The organism is Paenibacillus motobuensis (genome assembly GCF_039521865.1).
Taxonomy (GTDB): Bacteria; Bacillota; Bacilli; order Paenibacillales; family Paenibacillaceae; genus Fontibacillus; species Fontibacillus motobuensis.
The window spans coordinates 168,502-189,160 of record NZ_BAAACX010000028.1 but is presented as its reverse complement, the minus strand read 5'-3'; the positions used below and the strand labels follow the sequence as shown (position 1 = coordinate 189,160).

At 49.4% G+C, this 20,659-nt stretch carries 16 protein-coding genes; 3 read left to right on the top strand and 13 right to left on the bottom strand.

Annotated features, from left to right (window positions below; all coding sequences use genetic code 11):
• Nucleotides 1-259 precede the first annotated feature (259 nt).
• The 9 genes from priA to ABD014_RS24730 form a co-directional block, all read right to left on the bottom strand.
• Nucleotides 260-2,803 (bottom strand): primosomal protein N', encoded by a 2,544-nt coding sequence (priA, locus tag ABD014_RS24770; RefSeq protein ID WP_343865918.1) that lies wholly within the window; start codon nt 2,801-2,803, stop codon nt 260-262.
• Entirely contained in the window at nt 2,800-4,020 is a 1,221-nt protein-coding gene (coaBC, locus tag ABD014_RS24765; protein ID WP_343865916.1) for a bifunctional phosphopantothenoylcysteine decarboxylase/phosphopantothenate--cysteine ligase CoaBC, read from the bottom strand. Before coaBC ends, priA begins: the two co-directional genes overlap by 4 nt.
• 165 nt (nt 4,021-4,185) lie before the next feature.
• The gene (gene rpoZ / locus ABD014_RS24760) at nt 4,186-4,407 is read right to left on the bottom strand and encodes a DNA-directed RNA polymerase subunit omega (protein ID WP_068781916.1); all 222 of its coding nucleotides are present in this window, start codon (nt 4,405-4,407) and stop codon (nt 4,186-4,188) included.
• Nucleotides 4,408-4,445: 38 nt separating this feature from the next.
• Nucleotides 4,446-5,030 carry a guanylate kinase gene (gmk, locus tag ABD014_RS24755; RefSeq protein WP_126997474.1) on the bottom strand — a complete coding sequence of 195 codons (585 nt, stop codon included), beginning with the start codon at nt 5,028-5,030 and terminating at the stop codon, nt 4,446-4,448.
• A 13-nt stretch (nt 5,031-5,043) separates the two neighbouring features.
• The gene (remA, locus tag ABD014_RS24750) at nt 5,044-5,307 is read right to left on the bottom strand and encodes an extracellular matrix/biofilm regulator RemA (protein ID WP_068781918.1); all 264 of its coding nucleotides are present in this window, start codon (nt 5,305-5,307) and stop codon (nt 5,044-5,046) included.
• A gap of 39 nt (nt 5,308-5,346) precedes the next feature.
• On the bottom strand, nt 5,347-6,234 hold the full coding sequence (locus tag ABD014_RS24745) for a YicC/YloC family endoribonuclease (RefSeq protein WP_343865912.1): 888 nt from the start codon (nt 6,232-6,234) through the stop codon (nt 5,347-5,349).
• Between the two features lie 35 nt (nt 6,235-6,269).
• Entirely contained in the window at nt 6,270-8,156 is a 1,887-nt protein-coding gene (locus ABD014_RS24740; protein WP_343865910.1) for a bifunctional homocysteine S-methyltransferase/methylenetetrahydrofolate reductase, read from the bottom strand.
• A 147-nt stretch (nt 8,157-8,303) separates the two neighbouring features.
• Nucleotides 8,304-9,137, bottom strand: a complete 834-nt coding sequence (gene dapF, locus ABD014_RS24735; RefSeq protein ID WP_343865908.1) for a diaminopimelate epimerase — start codon at nt 9,135-9,137, stop codon at nt 8,304-8,306.
• A 101-nt stretch (nt 9,138-9,238) separates the two neighbouring features.
• Nucleotides 9,239-12,040, bottom strand: a complete 2,802-nt coding sequence (locus ABD014_RS24730) for a calcium-translocating P-type ATPase, SERCA-type (RefSeq protein WP_343865906.1) — start codon at nt 12,038-12,040, stop codon at nt 9,239-9,241.
• 686 nt (nt 12,041-12,726) lie between these two features.
• Between ABD014_RS24730 and ABD014_RS24725 the strand changes: the two genes are divergently transcribed.
• Nucleotides 12,727-14,514 (top strand): Rqc2 family fibronectin-binding protein, encoded by a 1,788-nt coding sequence (locus ABD014_RS24725; protein WP_343865904.1) that lies wholly within the window; start codon nt 12,727-12,729, stop codon nt 14,512-14,514.
• A 462-nt stretch (nt 14,515-14,976) separates the two neighbouring features.
• Here ABD014_RS24725 and ABD014_RS24720 read toward each other — a convergent pair whose 3' ends face one another.
• Complete coding sequence (locus ABD014_RS24720) at nt 14,977-15,867, bottom strand: LysR family transcriptional regulator (RefSeq protein ID WP_343865902.1); 891 nt, start codon at nt 15,865-15,867, stop codon at nt 14,977-14,979.
• A gap of 175 nt (nt 15,868-16,042) precedes the next feature.
• On the opposite strand from ABD014_RS24720, the gene ABD014_RS24715 reads away from it, so the two are divergent.
• Nucleotides 16,043-17,233: a coenzyme F420-0:L-glutamate ligase gene (locus ABD014_RS24715; RefSeq protein ID WP_343865900.1), complete on the top strand. Its 1,191-nt coding sequence runs from the start codon at nt 16,043-16,045 to the stop codon at nt 17,231-17,233.
• Between the two features lie 62 nt (nt 17,234-17,295).
• Here the strand turns inward: ABD014_RS24715 and ABD014_RS24710 are convergent, their stop codons facing one another.
• A complete protein-coding gene (locus ABD014_RS24710) occupies nt 17,296-18,207 on the bottom strand; it encodes a helix-turn-helix transcriptional regulator (RefSeq protein ID WP_343865898.1) in 912 nt (303 codons plus the stop codon).
• A gap of 73 nt (nt 18,208-18,280) precedes the next feature.
• Here ABD014_RS24710 and ABD014_RS24705 point away from each other — a divergent pair, with 73 nt between their 5' ends.
• Nucleotides 18,281-18,805 (top strand): dihydrofolate reductase family protein, encoded by a 525-nt coding sequence (locus tag ABD014_RS24705; protein ID WP_343865896.1) that lies wholly within the window; start codon nt 18,281-18,283, stop codon nt 18,803-18,805.
• Between the two features lie 20 nt (nt 18,806-18,825).
• On the opposite strand, the gene ABD014_RS24700 is transcribed toward ABD014_RS24705, so the two are convergent.
• Entirely contained in the window at nt 18,826-19,515 is a 690-nt protein-coding gene (locus ABD014_RS24700) for a YdeI/OmpD-associated family protein (RefSeq protein ID WP_343865894.1), read from the bottom strand.
• A gap of 102 nt (nt 19,516-19,617) precedes the next feature.
• Nucleotides 19,618-20,442 carry a Cof-type HAD-IIB family hydrolase gene (locus tag ABD014_RS24695; RefSeq protein WP_343865946.1) on the bottom strand — a complete coding sequence of 275 codons (825 nt, stop codon included), beginning with the start codon at nt 20,440-20,442 and terminating at the stop codon, nt 19,618-19,620.
• Nucleotides 20,443-20,659: the final 217 nt, after the last annotated feature.

Sequence of the window (20,659 nt, the reverse complement as noted above, 5' to 3'; positions counted from 1 at the left end):
CTCCCCTTTATAAATAGTCTAATTTATTGGAGGGAAAGACTCCACTTTTATTAGGGGGCCGTGAGGGCTATACACTTATTTAGGCTGAATCTTGTTCATAACAAGCATAAATTTCAAAATAGTTGTATACCTGCATTTATTTCGTGAGTTTACAGAGAGCCTCCTGTTAATAAGTGCATTTCTGCAACTATTTCTGTTACTAAGGAAGCAAATACGTCCGGCGGCTTCTAATTCTTGGTTGTCACAATACTCCCATTATTTACATCAGCATCTGCGGGTCCACATCAATACTGATCTGAAACGACGAGTCACGCATATCGTTCAGCATGGTCTCAGCCACACTGCGCACCAGTTCTGCCGCATCCAGCGAACCGCGATACTTCACCATACATTGAAATCTGTAGCGGTTCTTGATCCGCGGGATCGGCGAGGCGACCGGACCAAGAATGTCCAGAACATCTCTCGTAAAGCGGTCCATATTGCCGAACCATCCCAACTGCTGAGCCTTGCCGCGCAAATTCGCCGTGAAATTCTCGGCCATCCGCAGCAATAACGGCAGCTTCTCATGGGACAGCGTTACAAGAATCAAGCGGCTATAGGGCGGATAATGCAGTGCCTTGCGGTGCAGCAGCTCCTCGCGTACAAATGAGTTATAATCATGCGAACTGGCATGTACAATCGAATAATGATCAGGTATATAGGTCTGGATCACAACCTCGCCCGGAAGCTGGTGACGTCCAGCCCGACCGGCCACTTGCGTCAACAACTGAAAAGTCTTCTCCGCAGACCGGAAGTCCGGAAAATTAAGCGATGTATCTGCAGCGATAACACCTACCAACGTAACATCCGGAAAATCCAGCCCTTTGGCGACCATTTGCGTCCCTAACAGCACATCGCCCTTCTTCTCGCGAAAAGCCTGCAGCAGCTTCTCATGCGAGCCCTTCTCCGTCGTCGTATCTACATCCATGCGGATAACCCGAATCCCTGGAAACAGCTTGGACAGCTCGGTCTCAACCCGTTGGGTACCAGTCCCAAAATAGCGGATATGCTCACTCCCGCACTCTGGACATACCGAGGGTGCAGGCACGGCATAGCCGCAATAATGACAACGCAAATTGTTCGACTTCTGATGGTAGGTAAGCGAGATATCACAATCCGGGCAGCCGGCCACATATCCGCAGGTACGGCACATCACAAATGTCGAGAAGCCACGGCGGTTCAGGAATAAAACACTCTGCTCACCGCGCTCAAGTCTAGCCTCTATTCCGGCATGGAGCTGCCTGCTGAACATCGAGCGGTTCCCTTCTCGCAATTCTTCCCGCATATCCACAATCTGTATACTTGGCAACTTGCTGCCCGAAGCGCGTGCATTCATCTCCAGCAGCATCGGCGCATACTGTTCATTATCGAACGATCTGGCCGCGTGGTAACTCTCCAGCGACGGTGTAGCCGAGCCGAGAATAACAGCAGCATGGTGCTGCTTGGCCCGGCGAATCGCCACGTCTCGAGCATGATATTTAGGCGTCTCTTCCTGCTTGTAGGAAGTCTCATGTTCCTCATCCATAACAATCAATCCGAGATCAGAGAAGGGGGCAAAAATAGCAGAACGGGCACCGATTGCCACCTGCACGCGTCCCTCTCTAATCTTCCGCCACTCATCATAGCGTTCTCCCGTTGATAGACGGCTGTGCATCACGGCAACCTTATTGCCGAACCGCCCCTTGAAGCGTTCTACCATTTGCGGAGTCAGCGAGATTTCCGGGACCAGTACAATCGCCTGGCGTCCAAGCGAAATAGAGCGTTCGATCGTCTGCATATAAACTTCTGTCTTCCCACTTCCGGTAATTCCATGCAATAAAAAAGCGCCATATGTTCTACTACCCAGCACTTCACTAATTTTATTATAGACAAGCTCTTGCTCCGGCGTTCGCGGTAGCGGCTCGGTCCGTTTGAAGCGACGATCCTGATAAGGATCACGAAACACTTCGGCGTCCTCAATAAGCGCAAAGCCTTTCTCAGCAAGCTTCTTGACCGTTCCAGCCGTAACGCCCAGCGTGGTTAGCAGTTCCTGTAGGGATATCGTCACCCCGACCTCAAGCAAGAACTCGAGAACCTCTTTCTGCCTACGCGCCTGCGCGCTGAAGGAAGCGAGCGCAGCTTCCGCCGCCTCCCCGCTGACCGTTGCTGTTACCGTCTTGACGGTCTTCTTGCGGACTTTATCCTTAATCATCTGCGTCTCTGTCAGCACGCCAGCCCGCAGCAGGCCCTTGATTGTCTCCCCTTGACCGGGAAATTGGGCACTCAGATGAGCCGTTGTCATTGGAACGGAGCCGTTCGCTTTAATGTAAGCGACGATTTGCTCTTCCTCACCGGTTAACAGCGGAGGTGCCGCGTATAAAGCTTCGTCCGTTTGGTCTTCATCCGTAGGATCTAAATTCTCCTGGAGCTGAATATATCTCTCCGCTTTACCTTTAAGGGCTGTAGGAATCATCGCCTGAAGCGCAGAGATCATACTGCAAGCATACCTATGGCTCATCCACTCGGCCAGCTTGACCAGATCAAGCGGGAGCGGGGGCATCAGGTCCAGCAGTTCCTGAATCGGCTTCATTCGCGCAAAATTCAGCTCGGAATCGGGACGAAGATCAATAACGAAGCCCTGGACTGTTCGATGTCCAAAGGGGACACCGACCCTACTGCCGATCTCGATCCAGTCTATCATCGTATCCGGAATAATATAATCGAAGGGACGATCCGTGCCGCGGCTCGGAACGTCAACGATTACTCTAGCGATTTTGCAGTTCATTTTCCAGCTCCCGCCAGTCGTTCCGCAGCGAGCTCCATAATACGGAGACCCGTCTCCTCCTTAGTCAACTTAGGCAACGACCTCACTAGACCCTGTGCATCATAGATGTTCACGATATTCGTATCGATGCCAAAACCTGCTCCTGCCTGGGTTACATCATTGGCAATCAATAGATCACAGTTCTTACGCTGCAGCTTATCCATGGCATACTGCTCCAGATTCTCCGTCTCAGCTGCGAATCCAATCAGAAACTGCGATGTCTTCTGTTGGCCCAGCGTCTGCAGAATATCAATATTTTTAACGAGTTCCAGCTGTAGAGTGTCCCCCGATTTCTTAATTTTGTGATGAGCCGGACTCTTCGGTCGATAGTCCGCTACGGCAGCGGCCTTCACTAAAATATCCGTGTCCTGCCATACGGCAGCAACAGCCTCATACATCTCCATAGCTGATTCTACATGCACCGTATTGATGTTAAGCGGAGGGGCCGCCTGCGTACGGGCGACGATCAGGGTAACATCAGCGCCTAGCTCTTGTGCAGCCTTAGCGACAGCAAATCCCATCTTGCCTGAAGAATCATTTGTAATATACCGGACTGGGTCAATACGTTCGATGGTCCCCCCTGCGGTTACGACAACTTTCTTGTCGGCAAGCGGAAGATCAGCCCGCATAGACTGACGCTTAAAGAATTGATTCACTTCTTCTACAATCGCTTCGGGTTCTTCCATTCTCCCCTTACCCGTATATCCGCAGGCAAGCAAGCCAACACCCGGCTCAATCATATGAACGCCGCGCGACCTAAGCTCTGCCATATTCCTCGATACGGCCGGATGGGTATACATATGCACATTCATCGCTGGAGCAAGCATAATCGGTGCGGTGACAGCCAGTAGAGTCGTCGACAGCATATCGTCTCCGATGCCGGCAGCCATTTTGCCGATCATATTCGCCGTAACCGGGGCAACAAGCACCAGATCAGCCCAGTCGGCCAGTTCAATATGGGCGATGGCCTCCGGCTTCTTCTCGTCAAAGGTGTCGGTGTATACAGCATTTTTGGATAAGGCCTGTAAGGTCAGCTCACTAATGAATTTCGTAGCCGATTCGGTCATAATGACACGAACTTCAGCCCCTTGCTTCACAAGCATACTGCAGAGCGAAGCCGCCTTGAATGCAGCGATTCCCCCTGTAACGCCAAGCAATATTTTTTTGCCGATTAACATCGTCCTATCCCCCGCTTTCAAGTTATCACGAAGTCAATTTCCCTTTGCCTTACAAGGGATGCAGTAATCAGTCACAACCAAAATAAGCAGAAAAAAATAACAACCTCGCGGTTGTAACTGAAGAGGTTGTTCAAAATCAACATATGACCACGAGGTCGATCTATTTTATTTCTCGATTGTTGCAGGTTCTTCAACTTCCGGTTTAAGCTTGACGAAACCGCCGTAAATTTCCTCTAAAGCGATACCGACTTGCTTATGGGATCTTGGCTGCTCAAGATCGCTCTTGGAACCCTCTCTAAGCTGTCTAGCTCTACGGGAAGCAGCTACGACAAGGGAATACTTGCTACCAACGATGCCAAGCATCTTGTCAATGGATGGATATAGCATGAAGCAACACCTCTTCTATTAGACTCGTTACCGAATATTTAAATATCGGCAGGTTTTCTTACTTTGCAATGCTCCGCCGTAATGATAGCCTCAATCCTTCTGCAGGCATGATCAATCTCATCATTAACTACGGCGTAATCATATTGTTCCAGCAATCTCATCTCATCAGCCGCAACCGACATCCGATGGTCGATCGTCGCCTGATTCTCTGTTCCCCGCCCTTGAATGCGATCCTTCAATTCATCCAAGGAAGGAGGAAGCAGAAATACGAACACGCCCTCCGGGAACTTCTCCTTCACCTTGAGCGCGCCCTGCACCTCGATTTCAAGAATAATATCGCGGCCGCTCTCGAGCGTCTCCTCAACGAAATCACGCGGAGTCCCATAATAATTCCCTACATATTCCGCATATTCTAGCAATTGATCCTTCTCGATCATCTCCATAAATTGCTCGCGGGACTTGAAGAAATAATTAACCCCGTTCTCTTCCCCGAGGCGCGGATGGCGCGTCGTGGCGGACACGGAATATACGAGCTTAGGCATTCTTGCCCGCAACTCATTGCAGACCGTCCCCTTACCTACGCCGGACGGCCCTGATAATACGATTAATAAACCTTTAGCCATAGTTCTCTCCATTTTACTCGTCGTTGTCATCATCTTTGGTGGATAAGCGATGAGCAACCGTCTCCGGCTGCACCGCCGACAATATGACATGATCACTGTCGGTAATAATTACCGCACGCGTACGACGTCCATAGGTCGCATCGATCAGCATATGGCGGTCTCTTGCCTCCTGAATAATCCGCTTGATTGGGGCAGATTCAGGACTCACGATTGAAATGATTCGGTTCGCTGATACGATGTTGCCAAAGCCAATGTTAATAAGTTTAATTGCTGCCATATCCAGGTTCTTCCCCCTAATTCTTGACTCTTAGTTACGCTATTCGAGATTGGCCGCTTGTTCACGAATTTTCTCCAGTTCTGCTTTCATCTCGACTACACGGTTGACCAGAGCCAGGTGATTGGCCTTGGAACCAATCGTATTCGTCTCCCGGTTCATTTCCTGTATCAAAAAATCCAGCTTCCGTCCAACCGACCCTTCCGATTGCAATAATCCGCGGCACTGCTCGAAGTGACTCTTCAATCTAATTAGCTCTTCGTCGATATTGGAACGATCCGCAAACACGGCGACCTCCATCGCGAATCTCTGTTCATCAAAAGCCCCCTCCAACAGTTCGGCGAGTCGCCCTTTGAGCCGATTACGGTAGTCCACTACTACTTCTGGCGCCAATCTGACGATGTCGGCGTGGATCTCCTGCAGCCTGGACACACGCTGCTCTATATCAGTGACCAGATGAAGCCCTTCTTGCTCTCGCATAGCGATAAGCCCATCCAGCGCTTCTTCAAGGCCTTCAATAAGAACCGACTCCCACTGTTCGTCCGTGACAGCTCCGTCCAGCAATGGATCCGGAGCGATAACAGCATCAGGCAGCGTGAGCAAATCCTTAGCGGTGAGTGAGGAGTCAATGCCGTAATGCAGCTTCAGCTCTTCATTCGCCTGTATATAAGCCTCAATAACCGGACGGTTCAGTACAAAAGGCAAGGAACTGTCATCATCCCGTTCCTTGCTTATGAATACGTCAATCCTGCCACGCTTCACATGCTCCTGAACTAACCGCCGCAGCTTATCCTCGTAGCAAGTCCACTCTCGGGGCATCCGAAGTACAACCTCGGAATACCGATGATTGACAGACTTAATCTCAAATTGAATGTTATAACCGCCATAATGTCTGACGGAACCACCGTACCCAGTCATACTGTGAGACATGAACATCACATCCGTTACCCTATTGTAATTGATAATTATGAACGAGACAAGTGGGAAGCCCGGTGCATCGACTTCTCATGAACATAATTTGTCAAAGCGACAGTCATTTCATAGAACATGAAAGGTGTCATCAAATAAATGCCGTTAAAATGCTGCATTGCTGTATCAAGCAGTTCCTTGGCAATCTCTACGCCCATAGCACGACCCTCTGCCCCCTGAAGCCCCTCCATCCGCTTGCGCACGGACTCAGGCAGTGTAATGCCCGGAACCTCATTATGCAGGTACTCAGCATTCTTGCCGCTTGCCAGCGGCATAATGCCAAGGAAGATCGGAATGTCGAGATGAGAGGTCGTCTCACGGATCGCTACGATCAGTTCAGGATCATAGACCGGCTGGGTCATAATGTAATTCGCACCTGAAGCGATTTTCTTCTCAAGCCGCTCTACAGCTTTGTTCAAATGCTTCACATTCGGGTTAAAAGCGGCGCCGATCACAAAGTTGGCGCGATGCTTAAGCGGCTTGCCCGAAAACGCAGTACCTTCATTTAACTGCTTGATCATGCGAATAATCTCAAAGGAGGTGAGGTCGTAAACCGAACTGGCTCCTGGCAAATCTCCAAAGCGGGCCGGATCACCGGTCACGGCCAGAACATGATCTATACCGAGGGCATCAAATCCCATCAAATGTGATTGTGTACCGATCAGATTGCGATCACGGCAGGCGATATGAATCAGCGGCCGTAGTCCGAGCTCAGATTGTACGCGTGAGCCAAGCGCCATATTGCTCATCCTTGTGACTGCCAGAGAATTATCAGCCAGTGTCAAGGCATCGACTCCCGCTTCTTTCAGAGCTTTTGCCCCGGCCATGAACTTGGTTGTATCCAGATCCCGTGGAGGATCCAGCTCCACGATAACCGTATGCCGCTCTTTCACCAGATCTACGATATTCGGAGTATTGTCCGCCCGGTTATCGCCTCCATTATTCAGTTCATGTTCAAATACCTGGATCGATTCAAGGACAGTTGGAAGTGAGCGGCCTTCTGCCAGTGAAGCTGGACTATAGTCGGCCAGCGCTCTAACCGTAGCCACGATATGCTCCGGAGTAGTACCGCAGCATCCCCCGATCAAGCGTGATCCCAAATCGGCGAATGACACTGCACATTCACCAAAATATGCAGGAGTAGCCCCATATACATATTCTCCATCTACGTAATCCGCCAAACCTGCGTTCGGAAATACGGACAATGGCATATTCAGCGGACCATTCAATCTCTCCATAACGCTCATAATGCCCTTTGGTCCGGAATGGCAGTTGAAGCCAAGCACATCGGCCCCCTCCGCCTGGAGAATTCCGAAAGCTTCCTCGATAGAGTAGCCATCTAACGTTCTTCCCAATTGATCAACGGCAAACTGACAAATGACCGGCAATGGGGTCAGATGGCGAGCGCGTCCAAGCGCAAGCCGCATCTCCCTCAGATCGTAGAAGGTCTCCAGTATGAGCGCATCTACATCCTCCGTCAGCAAGGCTGCCATCTGCTCGTCGAAATATTTGACCAATTCCTGGTCGGTCACATTGACACGCTTGCCACCACGAATCGTACCCACAGCGCCAGCAACAAATATGTCAGGACCGGCCGCCTGTCTGGCGATGCGTGCTGCAGCGCGGTTAATATCCGCTACCTGATCCTCCAGACCAAACTTGGACAATTTATAGAAATTCGCGGAGAACGTATTCGTCTCTATTAATCTAGCACCTGCATCAATATAGCGGCGGTGCACATCTTGAATCACTTCCGGGCGGGTCAAATTCATCTCCTCATAGGAAATGCCAACGGAAAAGCCCAACTGGTGCAGGTAGGTACCCATAGCTCCATCGCCGATTAAAACTTCATTTTGCCACGTTTGACGCAGATCTGGCCTCATATGAGCCCCTCCTTGATATAAGTAATGGTAGCTTGACTACCTTTTTCGCTTTAGTTTCATATTAATTTATCATAATTTCCGTCAATTGATAAGGAAATGATAGATCTTCACACAAAAAAAGGCCCGCAGGCCTTTTTTAACAAAATTTTATTCAATTTCACCATGATATACGATCTCTGCAGGTCCAGTCATATACACATGGTTGTCGATAGGGTTCCATTCAATATAGAGATCGCCGCCCTTCAAACCAACCCAGGCTATACGCTGCGTGTACCCGTTGAGTACAGAGGATACCAAAGTGGCACATGCGCCGCTGCCGCAGGCCAGCGTTGGACCCGCGCCGCGTTCCCATACCCTCATCTCGATTCGCTCAGGCGAGGTCACGGTGGCGAATTCTACATTCGTCTTCCTTGGGAAGTACGGATGTGTCTCCAGTTGCGGCCCCCATGTTTCCAATTCAAAATGCGGCGCATCGTCCACATAAATAACGCAATGAGGATTACCCATGGATACAGCTGTGAAGTCGAACCGCTGCCCGTTAGCTTCAATCGGGTGTCCCACAACAGACTCACCTTCCAGCGTCGTCGGAATCTGGGTCCCTTCCAGAATCGGCTCGCCCATATCTACCCGAACGCTCTTAACGATCCCATCCTCTACCTTGAGAAGAACCTCCTGGACGCCGGCGCCAAGCGTCTCAAACGTCATCCGCAGCTTCTCTGTATGACCTGCCTCGTAGACGTATTTGGAGACACAGCGGATCGCATTCCCGCATTGTTCAGCCTCTGTACCGTCGGAATTAATAATTCTCATCTTAAAGTCGGCTTGATCAGACGGTAAAATAAACACCAGACCGTCCGCTCCTACACCGAAATACCGGTTGCACCATTTTATAGCCAAATCCGAGACATTCTGCGGCAATTCCTTCTCTCCGTAGAACACCAGAAAATCATTACCCAAACCATGCATTTTCGTAAATTCCATTTGAACCCCACTCCCTAGAGCCCTGCCTTGTGTCCCTGAGTTGTCAGAGCAATACTTTATGGGGTTAGTCTATATTTTGCACGCTGTAAAAGGTATTGATTTTATGCACGAATATTTGTACTTTTCGCCGAGATCATCTGTCTTGGACCGTTATATTTGCGACGGCGCCCCGACCAGACACTGCCTGCCCCAAGCAGGAATGTCGGTATGCCTGCAGCAACGAAGCTGAGCGCCCATTCCCGGAAGCCGAGCGGAACCGTCTTGAAGATCGGCTGCAGACTCTCGATATACATAACCCCCAGCAGCAGGAGTACGGATGATAGCACAGCTATGACAAGATAACGGTTCTGCAGGATGTTGCGATGGAAAATCGAACGTGAACTCCGGCAGTCGAACACATGAATCAGCTGGGCCATGACCAGTGTTGCGAAAGCAACGGACTGCGCCTTGGCTAGCTGAGCTGGATCATCCGGTGCGCTATGCAGCGTGATCCAGAAGGCCCCGAGCGTACAGAAGCCGATCAACAATCCGCGGCTAATAATTTTCCAGCCCAGTCTACGTGCAAAAATATTCTCTTTCGCTCCGCGCGGCTTGTGTTCCATTAGATCTTTCTCCGGTTGGTCTACGCCAAGCGCCATCGCTGGCAGACCGTCTGTAACGAGATTAACCCACAAGATCTGAATCGGCAGCAGCGGTAGCGGCAGCCCGGCCAACATGGCGAAGAACATCGTTAATATCTCGCCGACATTGGAAGCGAGCAAGTAGCGGATGAACTTGCGGATGTTCTCGTAAATATTTCGTCCTTCTTCAATCGCCGCCACGATGGAGGAGAAGTTGTCATCACTGAGTATTAGGGAAGAGGCTTCCTTAGATACATCCGTGCCGGTAATGCCCATGGCGATTCCAATATCCGCCGCCTTAATCGCCGGAGCATCATTGACGCCATCGCCAGTCATGGCTACGACATGGCCATTACGCTGCAGCGACTTGACAATCCGCAGCTTGTGTTCCGGTGCAACACGCGAGTAGACATAGATCTGATCAATTTGACGATCCAGCTCCTCATCACTAATGGCTGCCAACTGATTGCCGGACATGGTGCGTCCACCCCTCGGAATAATGCCGAGCTCGGCGGCAATCGCTTCGGCCGTCAGACCATGGTCGCCTGTAATCATCACTGTCTTGATACCAGCACGTCGGCAGACAGATATCGCCTCCCGTGCCTCGCGGCGCGGCGGATCGATCATCCCGGCCAGTCCGATGAATATTAATTGAGACTCGACATCCGCTTCTGACTCGGCCGCATCATCGTGTCTCAAATCGCGGTAAGCCAATCCGAGTACACGTAGAGCGTTCCGCGCCATCCCCTCATTAGCGGCCTGTACCTTCTGACGGAAGGTCCCGGTGAAGGGAACCACCTTGCCGTCCCACAATATATAGGAGCATTTCTCCAGCAGCATATCCGGCGCTCCCTTGACGAGCGCCATTTTGCCGCCTTGATGGGATACGATTACAGACATCCGTTTACGGTCAGAATCAAATGGCAATTCCTTCTCGCGTGTATATATACTGCCGAGCGCGCTTGGAGATAAGCCCATTTTCGCTGCCAGCGTAACGAGCGCTCCTTCGGTCGGATCCCCCTTCAGCTTCCACCTCGAAGCAGCAGTCTCCTCCCGTTCCTTCCCTTTGCGCTTCGCTTGCTGGTCGCCGTCTTCCTCATAGATCACGGCATTGCCACACAGCGAGCTGACCTGCAGCAGCCGGCGCAAGCTCTGATCTTTCTTGAGATCAACCGATCGCCCATGCTCCAATATCTGACCAACTGGCTCATAGCCGTCGCCTGTCACTTCCAGTGCTCGCCCTTCAAGCCACACATGGGTTACTGTCATTTTGTTCTGCGTTAACGTTCCTGTCTTATCCGAGCAAATGACCGAAGCACAACCCAGCGTCTCTACGGAAGGAAGCTTGCGGACAATCGCCTTGCGTTTGATCATACGCTGTACGCCAAGTGCCAGCGCAATTGTGACGATCGCCGGCAGACCTTCCGGTATCGCCGCTACCGCCAAGCTTACCCCAGCGAGGAACATGGCCCCGGGCGGTTGTCCATGTAGAATACCGACGAGGACGACTAGTACCGTGAGCCCTAGCGAGAGATATATCAATATTTTGCCCAGCTGCTCAAGACGACGCTGCAGCGGAGTCTCCTGAGAATCGGTATTTTGGATCAGATCTGCTATTTTGCCCATTTCTGTATCCATGCCGGTACGAACGACGATTCCTCTGCCACTGCCACGGGTTACCATCGTACCCATGAAGCCCAGGTTCTTCTGGTCGCCCAGCGGCACCTCCGCCTCGCGGAGCACCCCGGCATGCTTGCCAACGGGATGGGATTCCCCCGTCAACGCGGACTCCTCCACATCCAGACTGCTTACAGACAGCCAGCGAACGTCAGCCGGAATCCGATCTCCGCTCTCAACGATTACGATATCGCCGGGAACAAGCTCCTTGGCCGGAATATGCTCGATAATTCCGTCACGAAGAGCCTTCGCGTTCGGAGCGGACAGCTGCTTCAAGGCTCGCAGCGAGCGCTCAGCCCGGAATTCCTGAATGAACCCGAGTACACCGTTCAGGATAACAATCGCAATAATCGTAATGGCATCCAAATATTCGCCTAGAATTCCCGATATGAGCGTAGCTCCCATTAATACGAGCATCATGAAATCTTTAAACTGGTTCAGGAACAGCAGCAGGGGAGATACCCGCTTGCCCTCCGACAATTCGTTCCAGCCGTTCTCTTCCCGTCTCCTCTGCGCCTCATCCCGGGTCAGGCCCTGTTCGCGCTTCACGTTCAATAGCTCCAGAAGCTCTTCCCCATTCCACTGGTGCCAGTTTTTTTGTTCCATTCTCCTTTTTTCCCCTCCCGTATTTAGTGCGATAACAGCGTGAGGCTTTTCCACCTAGGGTAAATGTATTCCGGCCAGTCCCAAATTATCACAGAAGAAGCTCTTAAGTTTTTGCCGCAGTTATGGCATCATAGAGAGGAGCAAGATATTGAAGATATGAGGATATGTTCAGAAAAGTCGATTTTCAGCGTTGAACGCGTCCGTCTAACTCTAACGAAACTACGGATCGCTATTTCTGCAATAACAGCAGCAAATAAAATCTAACGAAACACCATATCGCTATTCCGGGGAAATATAGACGTTAAGCCCCTAATTTGCTTCAATAACGATACCCAGTTTCGTTAAAATTTTTGTCAGCCCATTTGGGCTCAAATAGCGATATCATGTTTCGTTAGAGGAAGGCCCGGCTAAATTCAAGATTCGACGCCGAATACGCTTCCTGAGTTACCTCGGGATCAAAAGTGGCTTTTTGAACTACCTATTTCGATGAATGTTCAAAAAGCCAGTTTTCAGCACCGAGAAGGTTGGATGAAGCTAGGGCCTGAGGAGCGCAGCGTACGTAGTTGGTACGTGAGCACCGGAAGGCCCGGCTGAATTCAAGATTCGACGCCGAATACGCTTCCTGAGTTACCTCGGGATCAAAAGTGGCTTTTTGAACTACCTTATTAGACAGGAGATTACATGGTATGGCACTTGACGGAATCGTAACGCGCTCCATCGTTCACGAACTACAGATTTGTGTAGGTGGACGCATCAATAAAATACATCAGCCTACGGATAACGACATTATTATTCAACTGCGCTCAAGAGGAGGCAACCGGCGCCTGCTGCTCTCGGCCAACCCGACATATCCCCGGGTGCAAATGACAGAGCAATCATTCCCCAATCCGCTGGAAGCTCCGATGTTCTGCATGCTGCTACGCAAGCATTGCGAGAGCGGCGTCATCGAAGCCGTTACCCAGCAAGAAATGGAACGGATCATCCATATCGACATTCGGCAACGCGACGAGCTTGGGGATGAATCCTTGAAGCGCATCATCATTGAATTAATGGGGCGGCACAGCAACATTATTCTGCTCGATCCCGCATCGGGAACACAGCTGGACGGAATTCACCATGTAACCCCGGCGATCAGCAGCTACCGGATCGTCATGCCCGGATTCGCTTATACAGAGCCTCCGCAGCAGAATAAGCTGCATCCGCTTGAGATTGTGAAGGAACAATTCATGGATGCCTATCGGCAGGCTGAGATCGGAACTTCGGATAAGAACTGGCTTGTATCCACCTTCAGTGGACTTAGCCCACTTATCGCTGAGGAGATATGTCTGAGGGCAAGCAAGGCAGAGGAAGACTCTGCGGGAGTAGCCGCAGATAACAATGCTTCTCACGAGACGACAATGGGTAAAGCGACTGCGCTCTGGAGCTCTTTCGCCGATCTGATGGCGCAAATTCGCGAGCACCGCTATGAACCGGTTACCGGCGAGAATGCCAAAGGGAAGAGTGTATTCTCTGTCGTGAAGCTCACGCTGATCCAAAGTGAATTGCGCACCTATGATTCCATTAGCGACTGTATGGAAGAATACTACGGCGACAAGGCGTTAAGAGACACGGTGAAGCAGAAGACCAGCGATCTGCTGCGCTTCCTGCACAATGAACTAAGCAAAAATATTAAGAAAATGTCCAAGCTGGAAGAGGACTTGGCCGAAGCCGGAGATGCCGAGCAATACCGCATTAAGGGCGAGCTGTTATTCGCCTCCCTGCACCTGATGCATAAGGGAGACAAAGCCGTAGAATTGATCAACTACTACGATGAGAATCAGGCAACCGAGACGATTGAACTCGATCCATTGCTGACGCCATCGGAGAATGCCCAGCGTTATTTTAAGAAATATAATAAATACAAGAACAGCCTAACGGTCATCGATGAACAAATGAAGATTACCCGCGGGGAGATCATCTATATGGAGCAGCTGCTACAGCAGCTCTCCCTTGCGACGCTCGACGATATTGACGAAATTCGCGAAGAACTGGTGCAGCAAGGGTATCTGCGCGATCGGAGCAAGAAGATGAAAAAGAAGAAGAAAAACGACAAGCCTACACTGCATGTCTATACTTCTTCCGAAGGAATTGAAATCTACGTAGGCAAGAACAATCTGCAGAATGACTACGTAACGAACCGGATCGGCAATGCGAACGATACGTGGCTGCATACGAAGGATATCCCCGGCTCGCACGTGCTGATCCGCAGCAACTCCTACGGTGAGGCGACGCTTAACGAAGCGGCGCAATTATCTGCATACTACAGCCAGGCCAAGCAATCCAGCAGTGTACCGGTCGACTACACACTGATCCGCCATGTCCGTAAGCCAAGCGGGGCTAAGCCAGGATTTGTGATCTATGATCATCAGAAGACTCTGTTCGTTACTCCGGATGAGCAAATGATCAAGAACATGCCTAATGTGGTGAAAAATTAACTTAGCTTCCTTTCGGATTTACAATTAGCCCGCTCGAGCCCTGTAAAATAAGTGCATAAAATACACTTAAAAACGTAAATAAGCAGATCATATAGAAAATAAGTGTATTTTGTACATTTAAAAATGCGCAGACTCTTACAATAGGCGTAAATAGAAAATATAAGTGTACTTTTTACAACTATATCGCCACTGACAGAGACTACCAATCATTTAACTGTACTTTCTACACTTAAAACTACACTGTGGCGTACACAAGAATAAGGAAGAGGACCCTCAAATAGAGAGTCCTCTTCTTGTGTTATTTAATCCAGACTAGTCCAGCTTCTTTTCGTTAGCCTCGATTTGTGTGTTTCTCTCTTCCACCAATTTATCGTAGCCATTATCCTGACGATATTTAACGAATTCATTCATCGCCTTTAATATGATCTCCTTCTCGAAGCCGGCCGGATCGGTCTGCTTCGATCAGAGCTGTTGATCCTCGATAATTTCTACGAATTTCTTAGCAGCAATCGATAAAGGCACGCCTTTTAAAGAACATACCCCGATACTTCTGCGCGGAATCACTTCGCTTAACGGCACCTCATGCAAGATTCCCTTCTTCAAGTACTCTTGGGAGAATTCCTTCGTCACACAGGCGATTCCGAGGTTGATCCTGGCGAATTCAAGCAGTAGATCATGCGAACCAAGTTCAAACTCCGGGGCAATCTGAATCCCCTTAGACCGGATGTACTCCTCCACATATCGTCTGGAATTGGAATTCTTCTCAAGCAATATCAACGGCTGCTTCACAACTTCCTCCAGGCTCACCGGACCGGACAGAAGCTGCCGGTACTTCTCCCCGCACACAAATATGTCATGGATGTTGAAGCAAGGCCGGAGCTCCAGCGTTGAATCCGCAAGCGGAAAGTTGCAGACAGCGATATCAACCTCTCCAGATTTTAAGATCGAGCAGAGCTCCTGGGTCGTCCCGTTCACAATTTTGAATTTAATATTGGGATATTGATTATGAAAAGTCTCCAGCTTCGGAAGCAGAAAATAACGGGAGATCGTGTCTCCTACACCAACCTTCAATTCGCCCATCGTCAAATTTTTGAAATCCTGGATTTTCTCCTCCCCGGCCTGAATCAAATGAATCGCCGAGTTCACATATTCAAATAGCAGGCTGCCCTCATCAGTCAAAGACACCCCTTTGGGCGTTCTATTGAACAAGCGAATGTCTAGCTCGCTCTCCAATTGCATAATCGCCTGGCTAACCGCCGGCTGTGTCATGTACAAATCTCTGGCTGCTTTTGAGAAACTATCGCTTTTTCCGACTTTGCAAAATATTTTGTATAAATCCAGCTTGCTCGACATATAACCATTCCTTATACCCGACATTCAATATATTAATTTTACTTATATCACTATTGCATTGTATATTACAAGTGTAGGTTCAAAAAGATTGCGAATTTTTGAACAACCTCTACATATAGAGGACATACTATATGAGCTGAATATTGGGATTCAACTTATACAAGGAGCGATACTATTGGAAAGAGTAGTTGGAACTGTGGTTAGAGGACTGCGCTGCCCGATCATTAATCAGGGAGACAGCATTGAGACAATCGTCGTGGACAGCGTGCTGAAGGCTTCTGAAATCGAAGGCTTTGAAATTGGCGATAAAGATATCGTGACGATCACTGAATCGATCGTAGCGCGTGCACAAGGCAATTATGCGACAATCGATCATATCGCGAAGGACGTTAACGCTAAATTCGGAGATGATACGATCGGAGTTATCTTCCCCATTCTGAGCCGTAATCGCTTTGCCATCTGTCTACGGGGCATTGCCAAAGGCGCCAAGAAAATCGTATTAATGCTTAGCTACCCATCTGACGAAGTCGGAAATCATCTGGTCGATCTGGACCTGCTCGATGAAAAAGGAGTCAATCCATGGACAGATGTTCTGACCGAACAGCAATTCCGCGAACATTTCGGATATAACAAGCATACATTTACCGGTGTGGATTACATCGACTACTATAAATCGCTGATTGAAGAGTACGGCGTTGAATGCGAAGTCATCTTCTCAAACAATCCGAAGACGATTCTGAATTACACGAAGAGCGTCTTGACTTGCGACATTCACACAAGATTTAGAACAAAGCGGATCCTAAAAGCAAATGGTGCTGAGAAAGTCTTCAGCCTGGACAATATCCTGGCAGAATCTGTGGACGGCAGCGGATTTAATGAATCTTACGGCTTACTTGGCTCCAATAAATCCACCGAGAGCAGCGTGAAGCTCTTCCCGCGCAACTGTCAGCCTATTGTAGATAAGATTCAATCCGTACTCAAAGACAAGACCGGGAAACAGGTAGAAGTTATGGTCTATGGAGACGGTGCGTTTAAAGATCCCGTGGGCAAGATCTGGGAGCTTGCCGATCCGGTTGTATCCCCAGCTTACACTGCGGGTCTGGACGGCACGCCGAACGAAGTTAAATTGAAGTACTTGGCCGATAATAACTTCTCTCATCTGAGAGGAGAAGAACTGCAGCAAGCGGTCGCCGAGTACATTAACAATAAAGAATCCGATCTTGTTGGAGCCATGGAATCGCAAGGCACCACGCCAAGAAAGCTTACCGACCTGATCGGTTCCCTGTCCGATCTGACCTCAGGCAGCGGCGACAAAGGTACGCCTGTCATCTATATTCAAGGCTACTTCGACAATTACACGAAATAATTAACGGAACCGCCCGGCGTTATACGCCGGACGGTTTTTTGTGTAATAGACCATTCAGAGCTTCAACCCCCCTGCCGATATGGGGCTAAGCTACTCTCCAGTAATTCCCCCACAAGCTCCCGTAATTCTGTTGGCTGGACAACCTCCGCTTCAGGACCGTAAGCGAGCAGCCTACGGGCCATGAACGGGAATTCCTCCGGTGGAACCGATCCCCTCCACTCATGATCCTTCACCAACTTGAAAACAACATCTGATTGGGCCAGCCTTGCCCCGAAATCGGTAAACCGCACCGTCACTTCTGTCTTCTCCCTATCATCGGTTGAGGCTAGCCATTCCTTCAGTGTTGGGACGGAAGTATTCGTATGGTGGAGAATTACCAACCTCTGCATTCGGTCAAGCCGGTATAACAGCACCCGCTCACGCTTCTGGGCCGGCATATACCAGTAGCCATGCTCATAATAAATGCCAATCGGGTAAGCCTCTACGTCCTTCAGCCCGCTGCGTGATGCGTAAGTGAATTTAATCTGTTTTTTCTCCATAGCAGCATCGATGATCTGCGTTGTCAGGGCTTCCGGCTGCTCGGAGTGATTTTGTAAGAATGCAATATGCTGACTCATTCCGGTAATCCGATCCTGGACATCGCTTGGCAAGCTGGAGAAATAGTGATCTGACAGCTGATCGCGTATGGAACCGTAAGGAAAGTCAGGAACCTGCTGCAAATATTCCATCATCATGAACAGACCGAACGCCTCATGCTCGGTAAGCTGTAAAGGTGGCAAAATCCGATTCGGCAGAACCCGATAGCCGCCGTTGGCACCCACCTCGGTGTATAAGGGAAAGCCCAGTTGCTGTAAATAATCGAGATCCCGCTGAATGGTACGGACTGATACGTCAAATCGTTCAGCCAGTTCACGAGCTGTAAATTTCTTTCTGGCGTCCAATAGGCGCATAATCATTAGTCTGCGTTGATTCAATCGCCTCACCCAATTACGTCAAGTTTTGTCATAATTATAATGTAACATAGTCCATAGAAAGGAGCGATAGCAAATGAAAAACAATAAAGTCGTGTTATACATCGCGGTGAGCTTGGACGGTTATATTGCCAGAAATGACGGTACCGTCGATTGGCTGTTTGATGTGGAAGGAGACGGAGGTGATAACGGATATAGCGAATTTTACCGTACAGTGGGCACGGTGGTGATGGGGCGGCTTACGTATGAAGAAGTGCTCAAGCTGGCCGATGAGTTCCCTTATGCAGATAAACCATGCTATGTCCTGTCCAGGACGGAGCAGTCTCCGGCCCCACACGTAACATTTACGAATGAGGCCCTAGACACTCTGATCCCACGCTTAAAAGCCGATTCGGAAGGCGATGTCTGGCTTGTCGGTGGCGGACAGCTGGCTGCGGCCTTCCTGGAAGCCGGTTTATTGGATGAGCTCTATATTACCGTTACCCCAAAGATCCTCGGAGAAGGCATCCCGCTGTTTCCACAGGGAACGGTCCCAAGCACTTTTCGCTTAAAGCATATAGAACAAATGGGGCAATTCGTCTCGTTAATCTATACAGCTTAGGCAGCAGGTTCATAACCAAATCAAGATTGGGCTTGGGATTGGCGGTATAGCTCGCGGGTCTTGCAACCAGCCTGAAGGATCATCTTCATCTCCCCTCGGCGCTTCGTCACCGTCTCCTCCTGCTTCGCACTGTAGACATAACGAGCCCAATCTTTACGGTATCCCGGGGTTAGCGAACGATAGAAGCTTAGCAGCTCCGGGGTATCCTCCAAGTCCTTTTCTACGTTAGGAATGAATGCGATGTAGTCGTCCACTCGTTGACTTGATTTTACGGATGTGTTGCCCTTGCTTTTGTTTTTGCCTTTAGCATCCTCTTTGAATCCAACGACGGTAAAGACATCATCAAGGCCGACCATTCGAGCAAATTTTATCGTGCTTGTCCCGATATACCCCTCCTCATCACTGCCAAGGCCCGGGAACAGATCATCGCGATGAATGTATGTCGGATAGACCTTATTGCCTTTCTTGGGATAAGCAACAAAGAGATAGCCACCGCGACGAAGATTCTGATGTTCAATCACGTGGGTAACTAGTTCCTGCAGCGATTTCATTTCTAATACAAATGCGAAAATAAGATCATATGATTGATCCTCAAGCCCTGTATCATAACCGCTTAACTCCTCCAAATACGCCGTGTCTTCCGGTTTGTTCAACACCGCAACCCGATCGTACTTATGCAGATTCAGCTTTTCAACAATGGATTTTGACATTCTACTTCCTCACTTTCTCCCACTGGTACAGCGTACATTCTATATTACCCTAAAATGAATGCCCCCCATAAACCGGGGAGCATTTGCATATGTTGGTATGCATTATGTCGTTGGAATCAGGTCATTCAGAATAAATGATTCCACAACCTGAGCCACGCCATCATTCATATTCGTATCTGTGACATAATCGGCCAGCTGCTTAATCTCCTCAGGCGCATTGCCCATAGCAACGCCTAGACCGGCAAATTCAAGCATCGCTACATCGTTATATCCATCGCCCATCGCGATCACTTCTGAGCGTTCAATTCCTAGCTGGTTGATCAAATGATTCAGGCTGGTTCCTTTATTGACACCATTCTCCGTGAACTCGAGAAAAAATGGCTTCGAACGCATCACGTTCAATTCTCCTGTCAGCTTTGCTTTCAGTTTCTCTTCAACCCGTACAAGCTTGTCCGGATCTTCGACCATTAGCACCTTCACAACCGGAACTTGAACGGCCTCGATGAAGCTTGGCACTTCAGCAATCTTCATTCCGGTAATTTGCGCTTCAATATGAGTATACTCATTCGCCTGCTCCGTCACAATATCATCGCCGACATACGTTAGCGCTGATACGCCCTCTTGAATACTCATCTCATAAAGAGCGTGAGCTGTCTCTGGGGTCAGCGTGCTGCTGAACAGCTCCTCTCGCGTCTTCCAATTCATAATCTTTGCTCCGTTGAACGATAGAATATAGCTTCCGAACCGCTCCAGCTCCAATTCATCGGCCAATGCCTTCATTGCGTACGTAGGTCTTCCCGATGCCAGTACAACCTTTACGCCAGCTTCCTGCGCAGCCATTAGCGCTTGTTTGTTGCGGGGCGAGATCGTCCCATCATCGCGAAGTAAGGTATCATCTAAATCTAGTACTATCATTTTATATGTCATCATACAGCCATCCTTTATAGAGGTAGTTCAAATAAACTTGTGCCCATAACGAAACATGGTATCGCTATTTGGCCCAAAATGGGCTGCAAAATTTTTTAACGAAACTGGGTATCGTTATTGAAGCCAATTTAGGGCACAAAGGCCGATTTTCTCCCAAATAACGATATGGTGTTTCGTTAGATTTCATTTGCTGCTGTTTTTGAGGAAATAACGATTT